The organism is Paenibacillus sp. sgz302190 (assembly GCF_059820445.1).
Window position 1 is genome coordinate 129518 of record NZ_JBZYAO010000001.1, and the last position, 14209, is coordinate 143726.

13 protein-coding genes are annotated in these 14209 nt (G+C 56.6%); 11 read left to right on the forward strand and 2 right to left on the reverse strand.

The annotated features are described in order from the left end of the window. Positions 1–65: 65 nt before the first annotated feature. Positions 66–1076 carry a GTP-binding protein gene (locus tag AC6RNO_RS00645; RefSeq protein WP_497104206.1) on the reverse strand — a complete coding sequence of 337 codons (1011 nt, stop codon included), beginning with the start codon at positions 1074–1076 and terminating at the stop codon, positions 66–68. 294 nt (positions 1077–1370) lie between these two features. Between AC6RNO_RS00645 and AC6RNO_RS00650 the strand changes: the two genes are divergently transcribed. The 4 genes from AC6RNO_RS00650 to AC6RNO_RS00665 all read left to right on the forward strand — a co-directional run bounded on the left by AC6RNO_RS00650 (position 1371) and on the right by AC6RNO_RS00665 (position 4832). Next, a complete protein-coding gene (locus tag AC6RNO_RS00650) occupies positions 1371–2078 on the forward strand; it encodes an ATP-binding cassette domain-containing protein (protein WP_497104207.1) in 708 nt (235 codons plus the stop codon). After that, positions 2024–2932, forward strand: a complete 909-nt coding sequence (locus AC6RNO_RS00655; protein ID WP_497104208.1) for an iron chelate uptake ABC transporter family permease subunit — start codon at positions 2024–2026, stop codon at positions 2930–2932. The genes AC6RNO_RS00650 and AC6RNO_RS00655 overlap by 55 nt, the downstream gene beginning before the upstream one ends. A gap of 36 nt (positions 2933–2968) precedes the next feature. Then, positions 2969–3991 carry a metal ABC transporter substrate-binding protein gene (locus AC6RNO_RS00660; protein WP_474680723.1) on the forward strand — a complete coding sequence of 341 codons (1023 nt, stop codon included), beginning with the start codon at positions 2969–2971 and terminating at the stop codon, positions 3989–3991. Between the two features lie 220 nt (positions 3992–4211). Then, positions 4212–4832: a serine/threonine protein kinase gene (locus tag AC6RNO_RS00665; protein WP_497104612.1), complete on the forward strand. Its 621-nt coding sequence runs from the start codon at positions 4212–4214 to the stop codon at positions 4830–4832. A gap of 350 nt (positions 4833–5182) precedes the next feature. Here the strand turns inward: AC6RNO_RS00665 and AC6RNO_RS00670 are convergent, their stop codons facing one another. Continuing rightward, the gene (locus AC6RNO_RS00670; RefSeq protein WP_488436474.1) at positions 5183–5500 is read right to left on the reverse strand and encodes a hypothetical protein; all 318 of its coding nucleotides are present in this window, start codon (positions 5498–5500) and stop codon (positions 5183–5185) included. 347 nt (positions 5501–5847) lie between these two features. Between AC6RNO_RS00670 and AC6RNO_RS00675 the strand changes: the two genes are divergently transcribed. The 7 genes from AC6RNO_RS00675 to AC6RNO_RS00705 all read left to right on the forward strand — a co-directional run bounded on the left by AC6RNO_RS00675 (position 5848) and on the right by AC6RNO_RS00705 (position 14137). Then, positions 5848–7629, forward strand: a complete 1782-nt coding sequence (locus AC6RNO_RS00675; protein WP_488436475.1) for a cache domain-containing sensor histidine kinase — start codon at positions 5848–5850, stop codon at positions 7627–7629. Beyond that, entirely contained in the window at positions 7626–9224 is a 1599-nt protein-coding gene (locus AC6RNO_RS00680) for a response regulator (RefSeq protein ID WP_488436476.1), read from the forward strand. Before AC6RNO_RS00675 ends, AC6RNO_RS00680 begins: the two co-directional genes overlap by 4 nt. Positions 9225–9425: 201 nt before the next feature. Further along, complete coding sequence (locus AC6RNO_RS00685; protein ID WP_497104209.1) at positions 9426–10688, forward strand: extracellular solute-binding protein; 1263 nt, start codon at positions 9426–9428, stop codon at positions 10686–10688. Between the two features lie 100 nt (positions 10689–10788). Next, positions 10789–11691 (forward strand): ABC transporter permease subunit, encoded by a 903-nt coding sequence (locus AC6RNO_RS00690; protein WP_497104210.1) that lies wholly within the window; start codon positions 10789–10791, stop codon positions 11689–11691. A 15-nt stretch (positions 11692–11706) separates the two neighbouring features. Continuing rightward, the gene (locus AC6RNO_RS00695) at positions 11707–12552 is read left to right on the forward strand and encodes an ABC transporter permease subunit (RefSeq protein ID WP_497104211.1); all 846 of its coding nucleotides are present in this window, start codon (positions 11707–11709) and stop codon (positions 12550–12552) included. A gap of 89 nt (positions 12553–12641) precedes the next feature. Next, positions 12642–13301, forward strand: coding sequence for a futalosine hydrolase (locus tag AC6RNO_RS00700; protein WP_497104212.1), 660 nt, complete (start codon positions 12642–12644; stop codon positions 13299–13301). Further along, positions 13298–14137, forward strand: coding sequence for an MqnA/MqnD/SBP family protein (locus tag AC6RNO_RS00705; RefSeq protein WP_497104213.1), 840 nt, complete (start codon positions 13298–13300; stop codon positions 14135–14137). The genes AC6RNO_RS00700 and AC6RNO_RS00705 overlap by 4 nt, the downstream gene beginning before the upstream one ends. Positions 14138–14209 lie beyond the last annotated feature (72 nt).

Consider the following 14209-nt stretch of genomic DNA (forward strand, 5'->3'; position numbering starts at 1 on the left):
TGTACCTCTAAATAATAATATTTACGATTATTATAACGGATCGAACGGCCTTCGTATAGACGGGTTCAGGAGGAAATTTCAAACAGGCGCGACCATTCTTTCTCCAGCAGCGCAGCGTTCAGATCGATGCCGATGAAGACGACATAAGGATCGCCGGCAAACTGCGATGGCTCCCAATACGTTCTTTTTCCGGCAAATTGCATCAGCATCGTCGTCCCCTGCGGCCCGCAAGCGACATATCCTTTTGCCCGTAAAAGCTGTTTGTTCCATCTGGCGAGAAACTGTTCCAGCCTCTGCCTGGATACCGATTCGGCCGTGTGCCAGGGCAGTGTGACGGTTTGCACGCGCGAGTAGGAGAGGTTTTGCTCGTGTTTGTGAACGTGGTCTTCTGCCTCACGCTTAACAGCCGTTACCGATTTGAGCATGCGGAAAGGCCGGACGGACAGCGGAGCGGGCTCGTGGGAGGCGATGCTGGCGAGCAAGGGGCTGACGTCGATTTGGCTGCGCACGGTATGGACGATGAGCGATTTCTCGTTTTGCTTGCGGACGCTTTTTTCGATTTTGGCCAGCTGTGCAGGCGGGACGAGGTCGGTTTTGTTGATCAAAATCAGATCGGCCGCCTCTATTTGTTTCCGCAGCGTGGCGACAAGCTGTCTGTCGGAGGAGAAAATGCTGTTGTACTCCAGTACATGCTCGGCGTCCAGTACGGTGACGATTTGTTTCAGCGTCACAACGCCCAGAAGACCCGGTTCCGTCAGCGCGTCGGCGATTTCTTCCGGGTTGGCGACGCCCGTCAGCTCGATAAAGAGAACATCGGGCTTTTGCCCGAGCAGCAGCTTCAGGCTTCCGGCCAATTCCTCTTTTTTGCTGCAGCATACGCAGCCGTCCAGCAGCTTTTCGACCGCCAGCCCGGCAGCCTCGTCCACAATGTTCCCGTCCACGTCCTGCCTGCCGAGTTCATTCATCAAGATGCCCGGCCGCAAGCCGCGGTTTCTCGTTTCTTTCAACAATTGCATCAGCAGAGTCGTCTTGCCGCTCCCCAAAAATCCGCTTAATACGAAAACAGGAATTTTCATCGGGTTCCTCCATGAACGTGGTTGATGTTTTGTCACATACTTATTCTGAAAACCGGCGGAACATGCTATTAAAAAGTAATGATTACTATTAGCATAATGTGATCATACAGCAGCTCCAGGCTGCTTGGCAAATGCTGCGCGAGACGCGCGCCACTGCAAGCCGGAAAAAAGCATTGACGAATAGACGGGACGTTGCTATGATCTAATACGTAATAATTACTATTTAATATCGAGTCGGCTCGATTTTCTTTTTCGAGTTTAATCGTAATGATTACATTTAAAAGAGGTGAGCTTATGCTGCTAGCATCGCTGAAACAAGTATCGTTCGGCTATCGGGACGTACCCTGTCTGGAAGAGGCCAGCATCGACGTATTTGCCGGCGAATTCGTCGCCGTGACGGGGCCTAACGGCGCTTCGAAGACGACGCTGCTCAAGCTTATGCTTGGGCTGCTGCAGCCCTGGAGCGGAGAAGCGTACCTGGCGCCGTCGAACCGGGCGGGAAAGAAGCTCGTTGTCGGCTACGTCTCGCAGCAAATCGCCGCATTCAACGGCGGCTTCCCGAGCACGATTGTCGAGTTCGTGCGGTCGGGCAGGCACGCCAGAGGCTCGTGGCTTCGCCGGCTGACGAACGAGGATCACCGGCAGACGGAAAAGGCGCTGCGCCAGGTCGGCCTGTGGGGGCAGCGCAGCCGCAAGATCGGCGAGCTCTCCGGCGGGCAAAAGCAGCGCATCGTCATCGCCCGCGCGCTGGCGCAGGAGCCGGATCTGCTCGTGCTGGACGAACCGACGACGGGCATGGATCAGGACAGCCGGTACGCTTTCTATGAGCTGCTGCACCGTCAGGTGAAGGAGCACGGCACTACGGTCGTCATGGTGACGCACGGGCTGCCGGAAGTCCGCGCATACCTCGACCGCATCATCGAGCTTGAAAAGAAGGAGGACGGCGGATGGAAATGCTGCACTTCGACTTCATGCAGCGGGCATTTTGTGCCGGTGGGATAATCGCCCTGCTGGCGTCGGTGCTGGGGGTGTACCTGATGCTCCGCCGCCAGGCGCTCATGGCCGACATGCTTTCGCATGTGTCGCTGGCCGGCGTTGCGGCCGGAGCGTACCTGCATCTGAACCCGACTTTGACCGGCTTTGCCGTGGCGGCAATCGGCGCGGTCGTCGTGGAATATGTGCGCAGGTCCTACAAAACGTACAGTGAGATTTCGATAGCGATCATCATGATCGGCGGCTTGTCCGGCGCGGTCGTGCTGATGAGCTTGAATCAGGGCATCAACAAAAACTTTTCGTCGTACTTGTTCGGGTCGGTCGTTGCCGTGAACGGGACCGAGCTCGCCTTGATGTGCGCGGTCGCGCTGATCGGAGGCTGTTTTTTCTACGCGTTCCGCAGGCCTTTGTACCAGATCACGTTTGACGAGGAAACCGCGCAGACAAGCGGCCTCCCGGTGAAGCGCATATCGCTGCTGTTCAGCGTCGTTACCGGGATGATCGTGGCGTCGGCGATGCCGGTCGTCGGCGTCCTGCTCGTCTCCTCGCTGATCGTGCTGCCTGCCGCGCTGGCGATTCGCCTTGCGCCGAGCTTCTCGGCCGCAATCGGCCTTGCTATGGCTATCGGCCTGATCGGCGTCTTCTCCGGCCTGACGGCTTCCTATCAGCTGAGCACGCCTCCCGGCGGAACGATCGCCATCGTGCTGCTCGTTTTTCTGGTCGCCGGCATAGGCATCAAAAAGCTGCTGCTCCAACTGGGCAAGCGCATCAACCGCCGGCAGGCTGCCGCTGAACCCGCTGCCCCGGAACCGGCTGTTTCAAGATCGGCGACCCGCTATGCCAAGGATTCAACCATTCAATAAGTTCTTACATTTCATATAAGTTCAGGAGGAATACACATGCAAGGAACATGGAAACAAACGATGATGACGGCGGCTGCGGCCGCGCTGCTGCTGTCAGGCTGCGGCAGCAATACGGCGCAAACGGGAGCAGGAGCCGCCAGTCCGCCTACGGCGGGGACGAACTCCGCGCCGTCGCCGAGCGCTGCCGCTAGCGGCAAGCCGTTAAAAATTGTCGCGACCTTTTACCCGATGGTCGAATTTACGCAGCAAATCGTCGGCAGCCATGCCGATGTCATCGGTCTCATTCCGGCCGGCGCCGAGCCGCACGATTGGGAGCCGAGCGCCAAAGATATGGCGCAAATCAAGGAAGCTGACGTGTTCGTCTATAACGGTATCGTCGAAGGCTGGGTCGACAAGGCGCTGGAGAGCGCCGCGAACGATAAGCGCACAGTTGTGCAGGCGAGTAAAGGGATCGAGCTGATGGAAGGGCTGCCCGACGAGGACGAGGGGGAACACGCGGACGACCATAAGCAGCAGGAGGCGAAGGACGGCAAAGTTCTCGATCCTCACGTTTGGCTGAGTCCCACGCTGGCCCAAAAGGAAGTGGCTGCCATCGAGGCGGCGCTCGAACAAGCCGATCCCGCCCACAAGGACGACTACAAGAAAAATGCCGATACTTACATAGCGAAGCTGAAAGAGCTTGACCAATCGTATCGAACAGGGCTAAGCGGCGTAAAGCATAAAGATTTTGTCACCCAGCACGCAGCTTTCGGTTATTTGGCCAAAGAGTACGGCTTGACGCAAGTTCCGATTGCCGGACTATCCCCCGAGCAGGAGCCGTCCCCGGAAAAAATGGCGGGCATCGTGAAGTTTGCCAAGGAGCGTCAGGTCAAGACGATCTTTTTCGAAACGCTGGTCGATCCGAAAATCGCCCAGACGATCGCCAAAGAAATCGGCGCAAAGACCGATGTGTTGAATCCGCTCGAAGGTTTGACGGACGAGGATAAGAAAAACAAGCTGGACTACATCGGCATTATGAAGCAAAACTTGGCGGCGCTGCAAAAAGCGCTGAACGAGTAAACAGATTTAGGAACTTGGGTCCGCCTGCGGATCGAAGTTCCTTTTTCTTTTGCCGGCAGACGGCACCCAGTTGACCAAAGGGGACAACGTGTGCAATTATGAATGCGAGCGGCTGAAGACCGCCGAGCTTTTTTGGAGAGAGGAAGAGATTCGAACGTTTATGGTGGAATCTAAGGGCAACTTCCCGAGTGCGGCTGCGGCACATATAATTGCAGGGCCAATGGCTGCGCGCATCGAAGCTGAGCTGCTGCCGCACCTGCGCATAGCCAGCGAGCAGCCCGACGAGCCGATCGCCGTCTATCATGTCCCTGAGCCGTGGCGGCTGCTCGGTGCCGGAAACTACGCGGCCGTTCTGGCCCACCCTGACTTTCCCGATTGGGTGGCCAAAGTATATGCACCCGGCCGGCCGGGACTCGAAGACGAGGCCGAGGTATACAGGCGTCTTGGCCGGCATCCGGCTTATTCGGAGTGCATCTATGAAGGACGCAACTTTTTGATTTTGCGGCGTCTCACGGGCGTCACTCTATATAACTGCATGCGCAAAGGGATTCCGATTCGGCGCCAGGTGATCCGCGACATCGATCAGGCTTTGGCCTATGCGGCCGGCAAAGGGCTGTTCCCGCACGATGTGCACGGGAAAAACGTCATGATGAAAGACGGCAGAGGCATCGTAGTCGACGTTTCCGATTTTTTGAAGCGGGAGCCCTGTACGATGTGGGACGATTTGAAAAAGGCATACGACCGTTTCTATTTCCCGTGGATCAGCCGTCTTCCGTTTCCGGACTTTGTGTTGAATTTCTTGCGCAGAGGGTACCGGAAATGGAAGAAGGTCATGAGATAGAAGGGGAGGGAGGAATATTCGCAGGCGGCTGATCATAGCACAGTTATGGAGTCCGGCAGATGCGCTGAGTGCGGAACCCGACCCGGCGCATCGCCGGCAGCTCGTGGAAAGCCTGCAAAAACTCCCGCAACGCCGGGGATAGTCACCCCGCAGAATGAAAATAATCAGATCTGCTGCTGTAGTTTCAAGCTTTACAAGCGTAGCAGATGGAAACCAGTGCATTTCGCACGCTAGAGGCAGCAACTGCTTGGCAGTGCGGAGAAAGCCTGCAATTGGGCAGGCTGCCAGAAACCCATATACCCGAGCCAGTCGCACAATCTGCCTGGTTGCGCGAAGAGGAGAATGTAAAATTATGGGGATTGCGAGCTAGAGGAAGCAACTACTTGGCATGCGGAGAAAGCTGGCAAATGAGCAGGCTGCCAGAAACCCATACGCCCGAGCCGATTGCACAATCTGTCTGGTTTCACGAAGAAAACCTGCAAAAATACATGAATTTGCATCCTTGATCCCTTGCCACGAAAAATTCCTGCAATTGTGCAGGCTTTTAGCCGCGAATAGGGGCTCAGATTCATTTTCATCGAAAATTCCTGCACTTTCGCAGGCTTTTCACCAAAACGAACCGCTTCTCCGGAAAAAACCTGCACTTTTGCAGGTTTTCGCCCTGCCAAGCCACTTTGTGCCCCCTTCCCACTTCAGCGCAGCAACCGATGGCATGAGAGGCGCTAGTTGAGAAAGAGCGGCTGCAGTCCGCAGCCGTGTGGGGCCTGCGGCTGCGCCGCCCGCGATTCGCAAGTTTTCCGAGGTTTGCATCGGCAGCCGATGACAATTGAAAACACAAATGTAAGCGTTTGTGCTCGACCGGCCGCCGTCATGCAGCGCAACACTACGCGCCAGGAGCCGGGAGCTGCGCCGAAATAAACAATCGCCCATATAATGAAACGGAGGGAACCAATAAGGTGTGAAATTAAATAAATCGCAAACTTTACCCCCTTAGGAAAGTATGGTGCTTGCGCTTATGAGGAAATGGGTCAACAAGCTGCATGTTTCTTCTCTCCGCGATAAAATCCTGCTCACTTTGTTCTTTTTTATCCTCCTTCCTTATACTTACATTTTTTTTAACTACCGCTCCTATTCGGAAAAAATCATTGAAGAAAAGCTGATTGCTTCGAACCAGGAATTGGTCAGCCAAAAAGCCGCGGCCATATCGGATTTGACGACCCGGATGCTGAGAGCGTCGACGCTTCTGGTCAACGATTCCGAGGTGATGCAGTACTTAACCTCGGATGTGGACTGGAGCCGCCGGTATGAGGCGTCCAGACGGCTGACCCAGCTGCAAAAAAAGCTGCAGTCGACAAGGGATATTTTGGTCGACGACCATGCGTTCATGGCATTGATCGATTTTCGCGGGTACGTGCATTCTACATGGTTCTCGCCGGATATCACCGCCGATTTCGCGCAGTTTGCCGGTGCCGGCTGGTATCAGCGGACGATTGCTTTGAACGGCAGGCCGAATTGGGAGCTGTCCTACCGGACATGGATTCATGACGGCGACGTTAACCGGATTCGGGATTTAACCGTCGTTACGCGGGTTGTGATGGGAGACCGGACGTCGGGCGGTTACGGAATTGTGTTTATCGGGGTACCGACGGATTCCTTGCTCGGCACTTTGGCGCAATCGGACCTATCGATGAAAACGTTCATCATTGACGAACAGGGCGGCCTGCTTGCCGGCAGCAGCGAAATTTCACCGCAAGAGCTGCAGGCGCTGCAGGGCGGCTTGTCCGCGATGTCCGGAAACAAGCTGACGCTGGGCGGCGACAAGTTTTTGCTGAACGCTGCGGAGCTGCCCGAGTTCAAATGGAAGGTGCTCCAGCTTATGCCGCAGCAGGAATTCAACGCCCAACTGCAGAGCGCAACGGACCGTTCTTTTTCATGGATGCTCATCTGGTTTATCGCATTCACCTTGATTTTCGTTTACTTCATGTTTCGGATTACCGAGCCGATCCGGCTGCTGGCGCATTCCATGAAGCGGCTTGGCGCCGGGGATTTCGAGACGAAGGTGGAAGTTAAGGGCAGAGACGAAATTTCGCTGCTTGGCGTTTATTTCAACAAGATGACGGCGCAGCTGAAGCAATCGCTCGATTTGGCTGCGGAAGAACAACGGCAGCGGGAGGAAGCGCGGTTTCAGGCGCTGCAGGCCCAGATTCATCCCCACTTTTTGTTCAATACGCTGAATTCGATCAAATGGCGGGCGATGCTGTCGGGCGACGAGCACGTCAGTCACATGATTACGACGCTTGGCCGGCTGCTCGAATTTTCCATGAGACATGACCGGGAGCTGATCTCCGTCGCAGAGGAGCTGGAATATTTGGAAATGTATATGAATATCCAGAAGATGAGATACCACGATCATGTCATGCTGCATATTGATGTACCCGAGCGGATTCGGACGTACGCGATTTTGAAATTCACGCTGCAGCCGATCGTGGAGAACAGCATTATCCACGGCCGCCGGCAGCAGCTTCATATTCGCATTGCCGCCGAGGAGCAGGCTGGCCGAGTCATCTTGCGCGTTACCGACAACGGGATGGGGATGCCGCCCGAGAAGCTGAAGCAGGTGCAGGAAAGCATGGAACAGCCGCACGCCAAATTCAGCGGAGTGGGGCTGCACAACGTGCATGAGCGGATTCAGCGGTTTTTCGGCCGGCAATTCGGCATAGAGGTCGGCGGCGGAATCGGGCAAGGCCTGGAAGTCGCCATCCATATTCCGCTGCAAAGCGAGGTGAGCGTCCGATGATCCCCCTTCTGATCGTCGACGACGAAATATTTATCCGAGTCGGCCTCAAAAGCCTGATTCCGTGGCAGGAGCACGGATTCGATCTGATCGGCGAAGCCGCCAGCGGAGTCGAGGCGCTGGAGCTGCTCCGGCCTTATCCTTACTATATTGTGCTCACGGACATTCGCATGCCGGAGATGGACGGCCTCGCGCTGCTCCAGCAAATCAAGGCGTCCGGCGATTCGGCCAAGGTGATCATTCTCAGCAATCACAGCGATTTCGAATATGTGCAAAAAGCGCTGCAATGCGGGGCTTCCGATTACATGCTGAAGCTGACCATGGAGCCGGCCGAGCTGCTGGCCAAGCTGGACCGCGTCAAGCGGGAGCTGATCGACGAGCGGCAGGATGCGATAGACAAATCGTACCAGACGTTCAAAATGAAGCAGTATGGCCGGGAAGTGAAAGAAAACCGGCTGCGCGACCTGCTGACCCAGCAATGCTCGGGCAAAGAAATCCGGGAAATTTGGACGGAGTTCGACCTTCCGGGTTTGCACGATGCATACCGGCTGGTGTATGCGGTCATTGACGATTACGATCAAGTCGTCGAGCACAATACGTTCAAAAGCGAACGGCTGCTGAATTACAGCGTGACGAACATTTTGCAGGAGATTATGAAGAAGTACGGCAAAGGCGAGCTTGTGCAAATCGACGCGGGCCAATACGCGATTCTTCAAGAGCGCTTTCATCCGGTCATGCCGGAAGAGATGGGCAGCGCCATTGCCACGCTGCTGCGTCTATCGCTGAGCATGGGCATTTCGCCGGAATGCCGCGATATCCGGCAGGTGGCGGCCATTGCGGCGGAAGCGGCGCGTGCGCTCGAGCACCGGTTTTACGAAGGCCCTGGCACCGTGCTTTGGTCGGAGCGTTTGCAGCCGTTCGCCGGCGCAGCGTCCGGGCAGCTCTGGGATGCAGCCGCATGGGAGCGCATGCTGGACCGGCATCAGGCGGCCGACATGATCCGCGCGCTGGACGATTCGGTCGCAGATTTGCCGCGGCATCCGCCGCTCCATCCGGAAGCCGTGCGGGAGCGTTGGATGAATCTGCTGCACATGCTCGGCGCCTATTGCAAAAAGCATGGCGGAGACTTGTACTCCGTTCCCCCTTACCGGCACATCTACCCCCACCGTGCAGTCCGCCGCGCGCAATCCCTCGCAGAGATCCATCAATGGTTCCAGGGCTGGATTCCTATCTATGTGGAATATGTCAAACATCTTGCAGGCAAACGATGGAAGCCGGAAATACAAGCGATAGCCCGAAACATCCGGCACAACTACCATTTGCCGCTTAAAGTGCCCGATTTGGCGAAGGAAGCCGGTTTTGCCCCGAATTATTTAAGCGGATTGTTCAAGAAAGAAACCGGAGAGACGATCATCGACTACATGACCCGCGTGAGGCTGGAGAAAGCAAGGGAAATGCTAAAAGATCCCGCCTTCAAAATATATGAAATATCGGAAAAGGTAGGGTATGCCGATCCGAATCATTTCAGCAAGCTGTTCAAAAAAATCGAAGGCATGCACCCGACCGAGTTTAGAAAGCTGTTTTTGCAGCGCGACTAACACCTTACAAATGGCCTGATTTCGCTGAGAAAATGCCATTCCTGCAAACAGGCCGATCCTCTACAATAAAATCAACTTCATGAAGGTGAAAAATTAAAGCGTGAAAAGGGGAGCCCGAATATGAGAAGGTCAATGGCAGTCTGGTTATCGGCTATGTTTTCGATATCCTTGTTGGTAAGCGGTTGCACAGGAGAAAAAGCGGTGAAATCCAGTGCGGAACCGTCGGCGCAGCCCACTGTCGAGGCGAAAAAGCCTGTTACGTTAAAGCTATGGGGCGGCGTTCCCGAAGAAAGCGGTCCGGCCGACGTCGTAGCGAACTGGAATAAAGCGAACCCGGACATCCAGATCCAGTATGTGCGTTACGTCAATGACGATGCAGGCAACACGAAGCTCGACACCGCGCTCATTTCCCAGTCGGATACGCCGGACATCTTCATCAGCTACGGCGACGACCGGCTCGTGAAACGCGTCCGGGCGGGAATTACAAAGCCGCTGGATGACTACATCGCCAAGCAAAATTTCGATCTGGACGGCATTATCGGCAGCGCCAATGTAAAAAAGATCGATGGCGGCCTGCACTATTTGCCGGCGACGAAAAATATTAACGGCGTGCTGTTCAACAAAGCGGCCCTCGATGAAATCGGCGCCAAAGTGCCGGCGGCGGGCTGGACGTGGGACGAATTCGCGGAGCTGGCCGGGAAGCTGAACAAAGGCGACCGCAAGGGCGCTTTCGTCAACCCCGGATTCGATCCGATCGCGGAATACAGTTTGACGGCTGCGCAGCCGAAAGACCCTTATTTTGCGGCGGACGGCTCGTCGAATTTCAACCATGCCGCCGTACGCAAAGGGATGGAGCTGCAAAAGCAGATGGAGGACAAAGGCTTGACCGTCAAATGGGCCGATGCGCTCGCAGGCAAGCTGGCGATTCAAAATGAGCTGCTCACCGGCAAAGCGGCGATGGTCTACGGCGGCAACTTCCTGATCCGCTATGTGAAGGACGTGAAAAGTTTCCCCCGCGATTTTTCCGTCGCTTTTGCTCCTGAACCGCAATTCCAGAAAGGCACGAACAACAACATCGGCGGCATGGGCGATTATATTTCTATCAACAAAAATACGCCGAACGCCGACGCCGCATTCAAATTTATAAGCTGGTACGTAACGGAAGGCAGCATGCCGATGGTTGCCGGCGGACGGCTTCCCGTCAACAAAAAGGCCGATGCCGACAAAGTCGTCAGCCTGCTGGTCGGAGACTCCGCGAAGCTGTTCGACATGGACTCGTTGAAATCGTTTTTGTCCGCACAATACATCTTTGTGGACCGGACCAACTTGACGGCTTTGCCGGAGCTGAAAAAGATTTTGAAGGAAGAAACCGAGAAATACGTCATGAACGCGCAATCGTTGGACCAGGCGGTCGAAGCGGCAAAAACGCGCGCGGATAAAGCGATTCAAACGGCCAAAAAATAATCAGGCGGCTCATCGCGCCTTTTTGTCAAGAGACTGGAAGGCGCTTTTTTTCACCCTGACGGAAGCCGGTGGCTGCGCGAATAGTACTGGAGGGACGCCTATGCGTCGTGTATGGAAGCGGCGCCGGATGGAGGAGAACTTGGCCGGCTACTTGTTTATTTTGCCGAATTTGCTCGGTGTTCTTTGCTTCGTTCTGGTGCCGATTGCGTTCAGCATGATTCTCGTATTTACGGAGTGGGATTATTTGAAGGGGTTAAAAGGTTTGGAATGGATCGGTCTGGGCAACTTCGCCCATATGGCGGAGGACGATTGGTTCGCGAAATCGTTGACGAACACGGTCGTGTTTACAGCCGTAACCGTCCCTGCCGCAATGGTCGTCGGCCTGATCGTTGCCGTGCTGCTGAATCAATATGTGTATTTGAAGCAATTGATTCGCACGTTGTTTTTTTTGCCTTACGTCAGCAGTGTCGTCGCCGTCGGCATCGTGTGGAGCGTCATGTACAACGCCAAAGAAGGGCCGATCAATCAATGGCTCCGCTCCGTCGGCATCGGCGATCCGCCGGGCTGGCTGGCGAGTCCGCATTGGGCGCTTTCGGCGATCATGATCATGACCGTGTGGATGTATATCGGCTACACGATGATTATTTATTTGGCCGGGCTCCAGGGAATTCCCCGGGATCTGTATGAAGCCGCAGGCATGGACGGGGCGGGCAGGCTGCGGCAATTGCTGCAAATTACCGTGCCGATGCTCCGGCCGACCAGCTTCCTGATCGCCGTCACGCTCGTCATCGCTTCGTTTCAGGTGTTCGGCGCGGTCGCGGTCATGACGCAGGGCGGGCCGATGAACGCCACGCTGGTGCTTTCCTATCACATCTACCTGATGGCGTTTCAGTACAACAAAATGGGCTATGCGGCGGCTATTTCATGGGTTTTATTCGTCATCATTTTTATCGTTACGCTGCTGCAGTGGCAGAGCCAGAAGAAATCGCAGCACATCATGTAGCGGGAGGGGAAAACAATGCAGGAAGCAACGACAGGGCGTGCCGCAATCTGGGTAAAGCTGGGCATGACGCTGCTGTTTCTGGGTTTGGGCGTGCTGATGATTGTTCCTTTCGTCTGGATGATATCCGCGTCGTTCAAAACGATGGGAGAAATATTCGCCTTCCCGGTCCGGTGGATTCCCGCAACGTTTCATCTGGACAATTATGAGACGGTATGGGGAGGCAAGACGCCTTTTTACGTGTACTATGGGAATTCGGTCAAAATCACGCTGCTGACGGTCGCCGGCAGTTTGCTGACGAGCTCGCTTGCCGGATTTGCTTTCGCCAAAATCAATTTCGCCGGACGCGAAGCGATTTTTCTGCTCTATTTGGCGACGATGATTATTCCGTCCCAGGTGCTGCTGGTGCCGAGGTTTATCGTGTTTGACTGGCTCGGTTTGATCAACACGCATGAAGCGCTCATATTGCCCGGCATTTTTACGGTGTTCGGCACGTTTTTGATGCGCCAGTTTTTCAGCACGATTCCGCAGGAACTGCTGGAAGCGTCGCGAATCGACGGGGCCGGTTACTTCCGCATATTTTGGCGGGTGTGCCTGCCGCTTACGAAGCCCGCGCTCGTCACGCTGCTCATTTTGACGTTTACGTGGCATTGGAACGATTTCGAGAATCCGCTCATTTTTTTGCGGGACAAAGCGCTGTACACGATTCCGCTCGGGCTCACGAACTATTCGGACGAATTCGGCACGAACTATCCGCTTGTGATGGCCGCTTCCGTTTCGGGTCTTGTACCGCTGCTTATCGTTGTATTTATTTGTCAAAAATGGTTCGTTGAAGGCATCGCCAATTCGGGGCTGAAGGGATAGGCTCAGGCTGTTGCTCTTTACTTTATGTGCAGAACGAGATACCTTTGTGTAAGGGAACTAACAGGATGTACACGAAGGAGTTTGGGGAAATGGAGTTCGATACAGCAAAGCGCATACTTGTCATAACCGCCGTCGACGTGGAAAAGGAAGCCGTCCTGCGCGGTCTCCGCGGAGCCGGCCGGTTTGACGTCATCGCGGCGGGGGTCGGCGCCGCCGCAGCCGCAGCGAATACGGCTGCGGCGCTCGCCGCCGGCGAATACGGGCTTGTCGTGATGGCCGGGATCGCCGGCGGTTTTGCCGGACAAGCCGCGATCGGCTCGCTCGTCGTGGCCGGCGAGGTCGTCGCCGCCGATCTGGGCGCGGAGACCGCGGACGGCTTCGTCAGCCTGGACGAGCTCGGCTTTGGCTCCGCGCGCGTGCCGGTCGCAGCGGCCCTCGCCGAGCGCCTCAGCGCGGCGCTGCAGCAGGCCGGGCTGGCGGCCCGGACGGGGCCGGTGCTCACCGTGTCGACGGTGACCGGCACCGCGGCGACCGCCGCGGCGTTGGCCGCGCGCGTGCCCGGGGCTGCGGCCGAGGCGATGGAGGGCTACGGCGCAGGCGCTGCCGCTGAGTTCCGCGGCGTGCCGTTCCTGGAGATCCGCGCGATCTCCAATGCAGTTGGGCCGCGCGACCGGTCCGCCTGGCGGATCGGCGATGCGCTGGCGGCGCTCGAAGCGGCCGGCCCGGTATTACAGGAGGTTTTATCATGAAAATCGCATATTCACCTTGTCCGAACGATACTTTTGTTTTTCATGCCTGGGCTCACGGCTTGATCCAGGGCGCTCCGCAGCTCGATGTCACTTATGCGGATATCGATATCACGAACGGTTTGGCGGCCAGCGGCGCCGGACCGGAAGTGCTCAAAATCTCGTACGCCGCACTGCCGTGGGTGCTGGACGAGTATGCGCTGCTGCCTTGCGGCGGCGCGCTCGGCCGGGGCTGCGGCCCGCTCGTGCTGACGCGCGGTGGAGAGAGCAGCGCCGGCAATCCTGCGGCGCTGGCCGGCAAACGGGTAGCCGTGCCCAGCGAGCGATCGACGGCCTACCTGCTGTTCCGCCTGTGGGCGGCGCAGCGCGTGCCCGGCGGCGTAGGCGAGATCGTGGTCATGCCGTTCCACGAAATTATGCCTGCCGTGCGGGACGGCCTGATCGACGCCGGCCTGGTCATCCACGAAGCGCGCTTCACGTACCCGTCGTACGGGCTGAGCCTCGTGGCCGACATGGGCAGCTGGTGGGAGGAAGACTCTGGCCTGCCGATTCCGCTCGGGGCGATCATCGCCCGCAGGTCGCTGGATACGGCTTTCATTTCCAGCTGGATTCGCGCCTCGGTCAAGTACGCCTGGGCGAATCCCGAGGCATCGAAAGAGTACGTGATGCGGCATGCGCAGGAGCTGTCTCCGGACGTCGCGCAAGCCCACATCGATTTATACGTCAACGAGTTTACCGCGGACTTGGGAGAAAGCGGCTATGCGGCTGTGCATGCGCTGCTCAGCCGGGCGGCGGAGGAAGGCCTCGTGCCGAAATTCGATCTGGCGGCGCTGCGGTGATAAACATGCCTTGGAACATGGAACAGCCCCTGCCGAACATCGGCAGGGGTTGTTCGCGCCGCCGTGCGGCTA

Bases quoted from the DNA above. Each gene is read 5' to 3' on its own strand.
- AC6RNO_RS00700 (WP_497104212.1), top strand. From the start codon at position 12,642: ATGGAGTTCGATACAGCAAAGCGCATACTTGTCATAACCGCCGTCGAC.
- AC6RNO_RS00690 (WP_497104210.1), top strand. From the start codon at position 10,789: ATGCGTCGTGTATGGAAGCGGCGCCGGATGGAGGAGAACTTGGCCGGC.
- AC6RNO_RS00695 (WP_497104211.1), top strand. From the start codon at position 11,707: ATGCAGGAAGCAACGACAGGGCGTGCCGCAATCTGGGTAAAGCTGGGC.
- AC6RNO_RS00655 (WP_497104208.1), top strand. From the start codon at position 2,024: ATGGAAATGCTGCACTTCGACTTCATGCAGCGGGCATTTTGTGCCGGT.
- AC6RNO_RS00705 (WP_497104213.1), top strand. From the start codon at position 13,298: ATGAAAATCGCATATTCACCTTGTCCGAACGATACTTTTGTTTTTCAT.
- AC6RNO_RS00645 (WP_497104206.1), bottom strand. From the start codon at position 1,076: ATGAAAATTCCTGTTTTCGTATTAAGCGGATTTTTGGGGAGCGGCAAG.
- AC6RNO_RS00665 (WP_497104612.1), top strand. From the start codon at position 4,212: ATGGCTGCGCGCATCGAAGCTGAGCTGCTGCCGCACCTGCGCATAGCC.
- AC6RNO_RS00660 (WP_474680723.1), top strand. From the start codon at position 2,969: ATGCAAGGAACATGGAAACAAACGATGATGACGGCGGCTGCGGCCGCG.
- AC6RNO_RS00675 (WP_488436475.1), top strand. From the start codon at position 5,848: ATGAGGAAATGGGTCAACAAGCTGCATGTTTCTTCTCTCCGCGATAAA.
- AC6RNO_RS00680 (WP_488436476.1), top strand. From the start codon at position 7,626: ATGATCCCCCTTCTGATCGTCGACGACGAAATATTTATCCGAGTCGGC.
- AC6RNO_RS00650 (WP_497104207.1), top strand. From the start codon at position 1,371: ATGCTGCTAGCATCGCTGAAACAAGTATCGTTCGGCTATCGGGACGTA.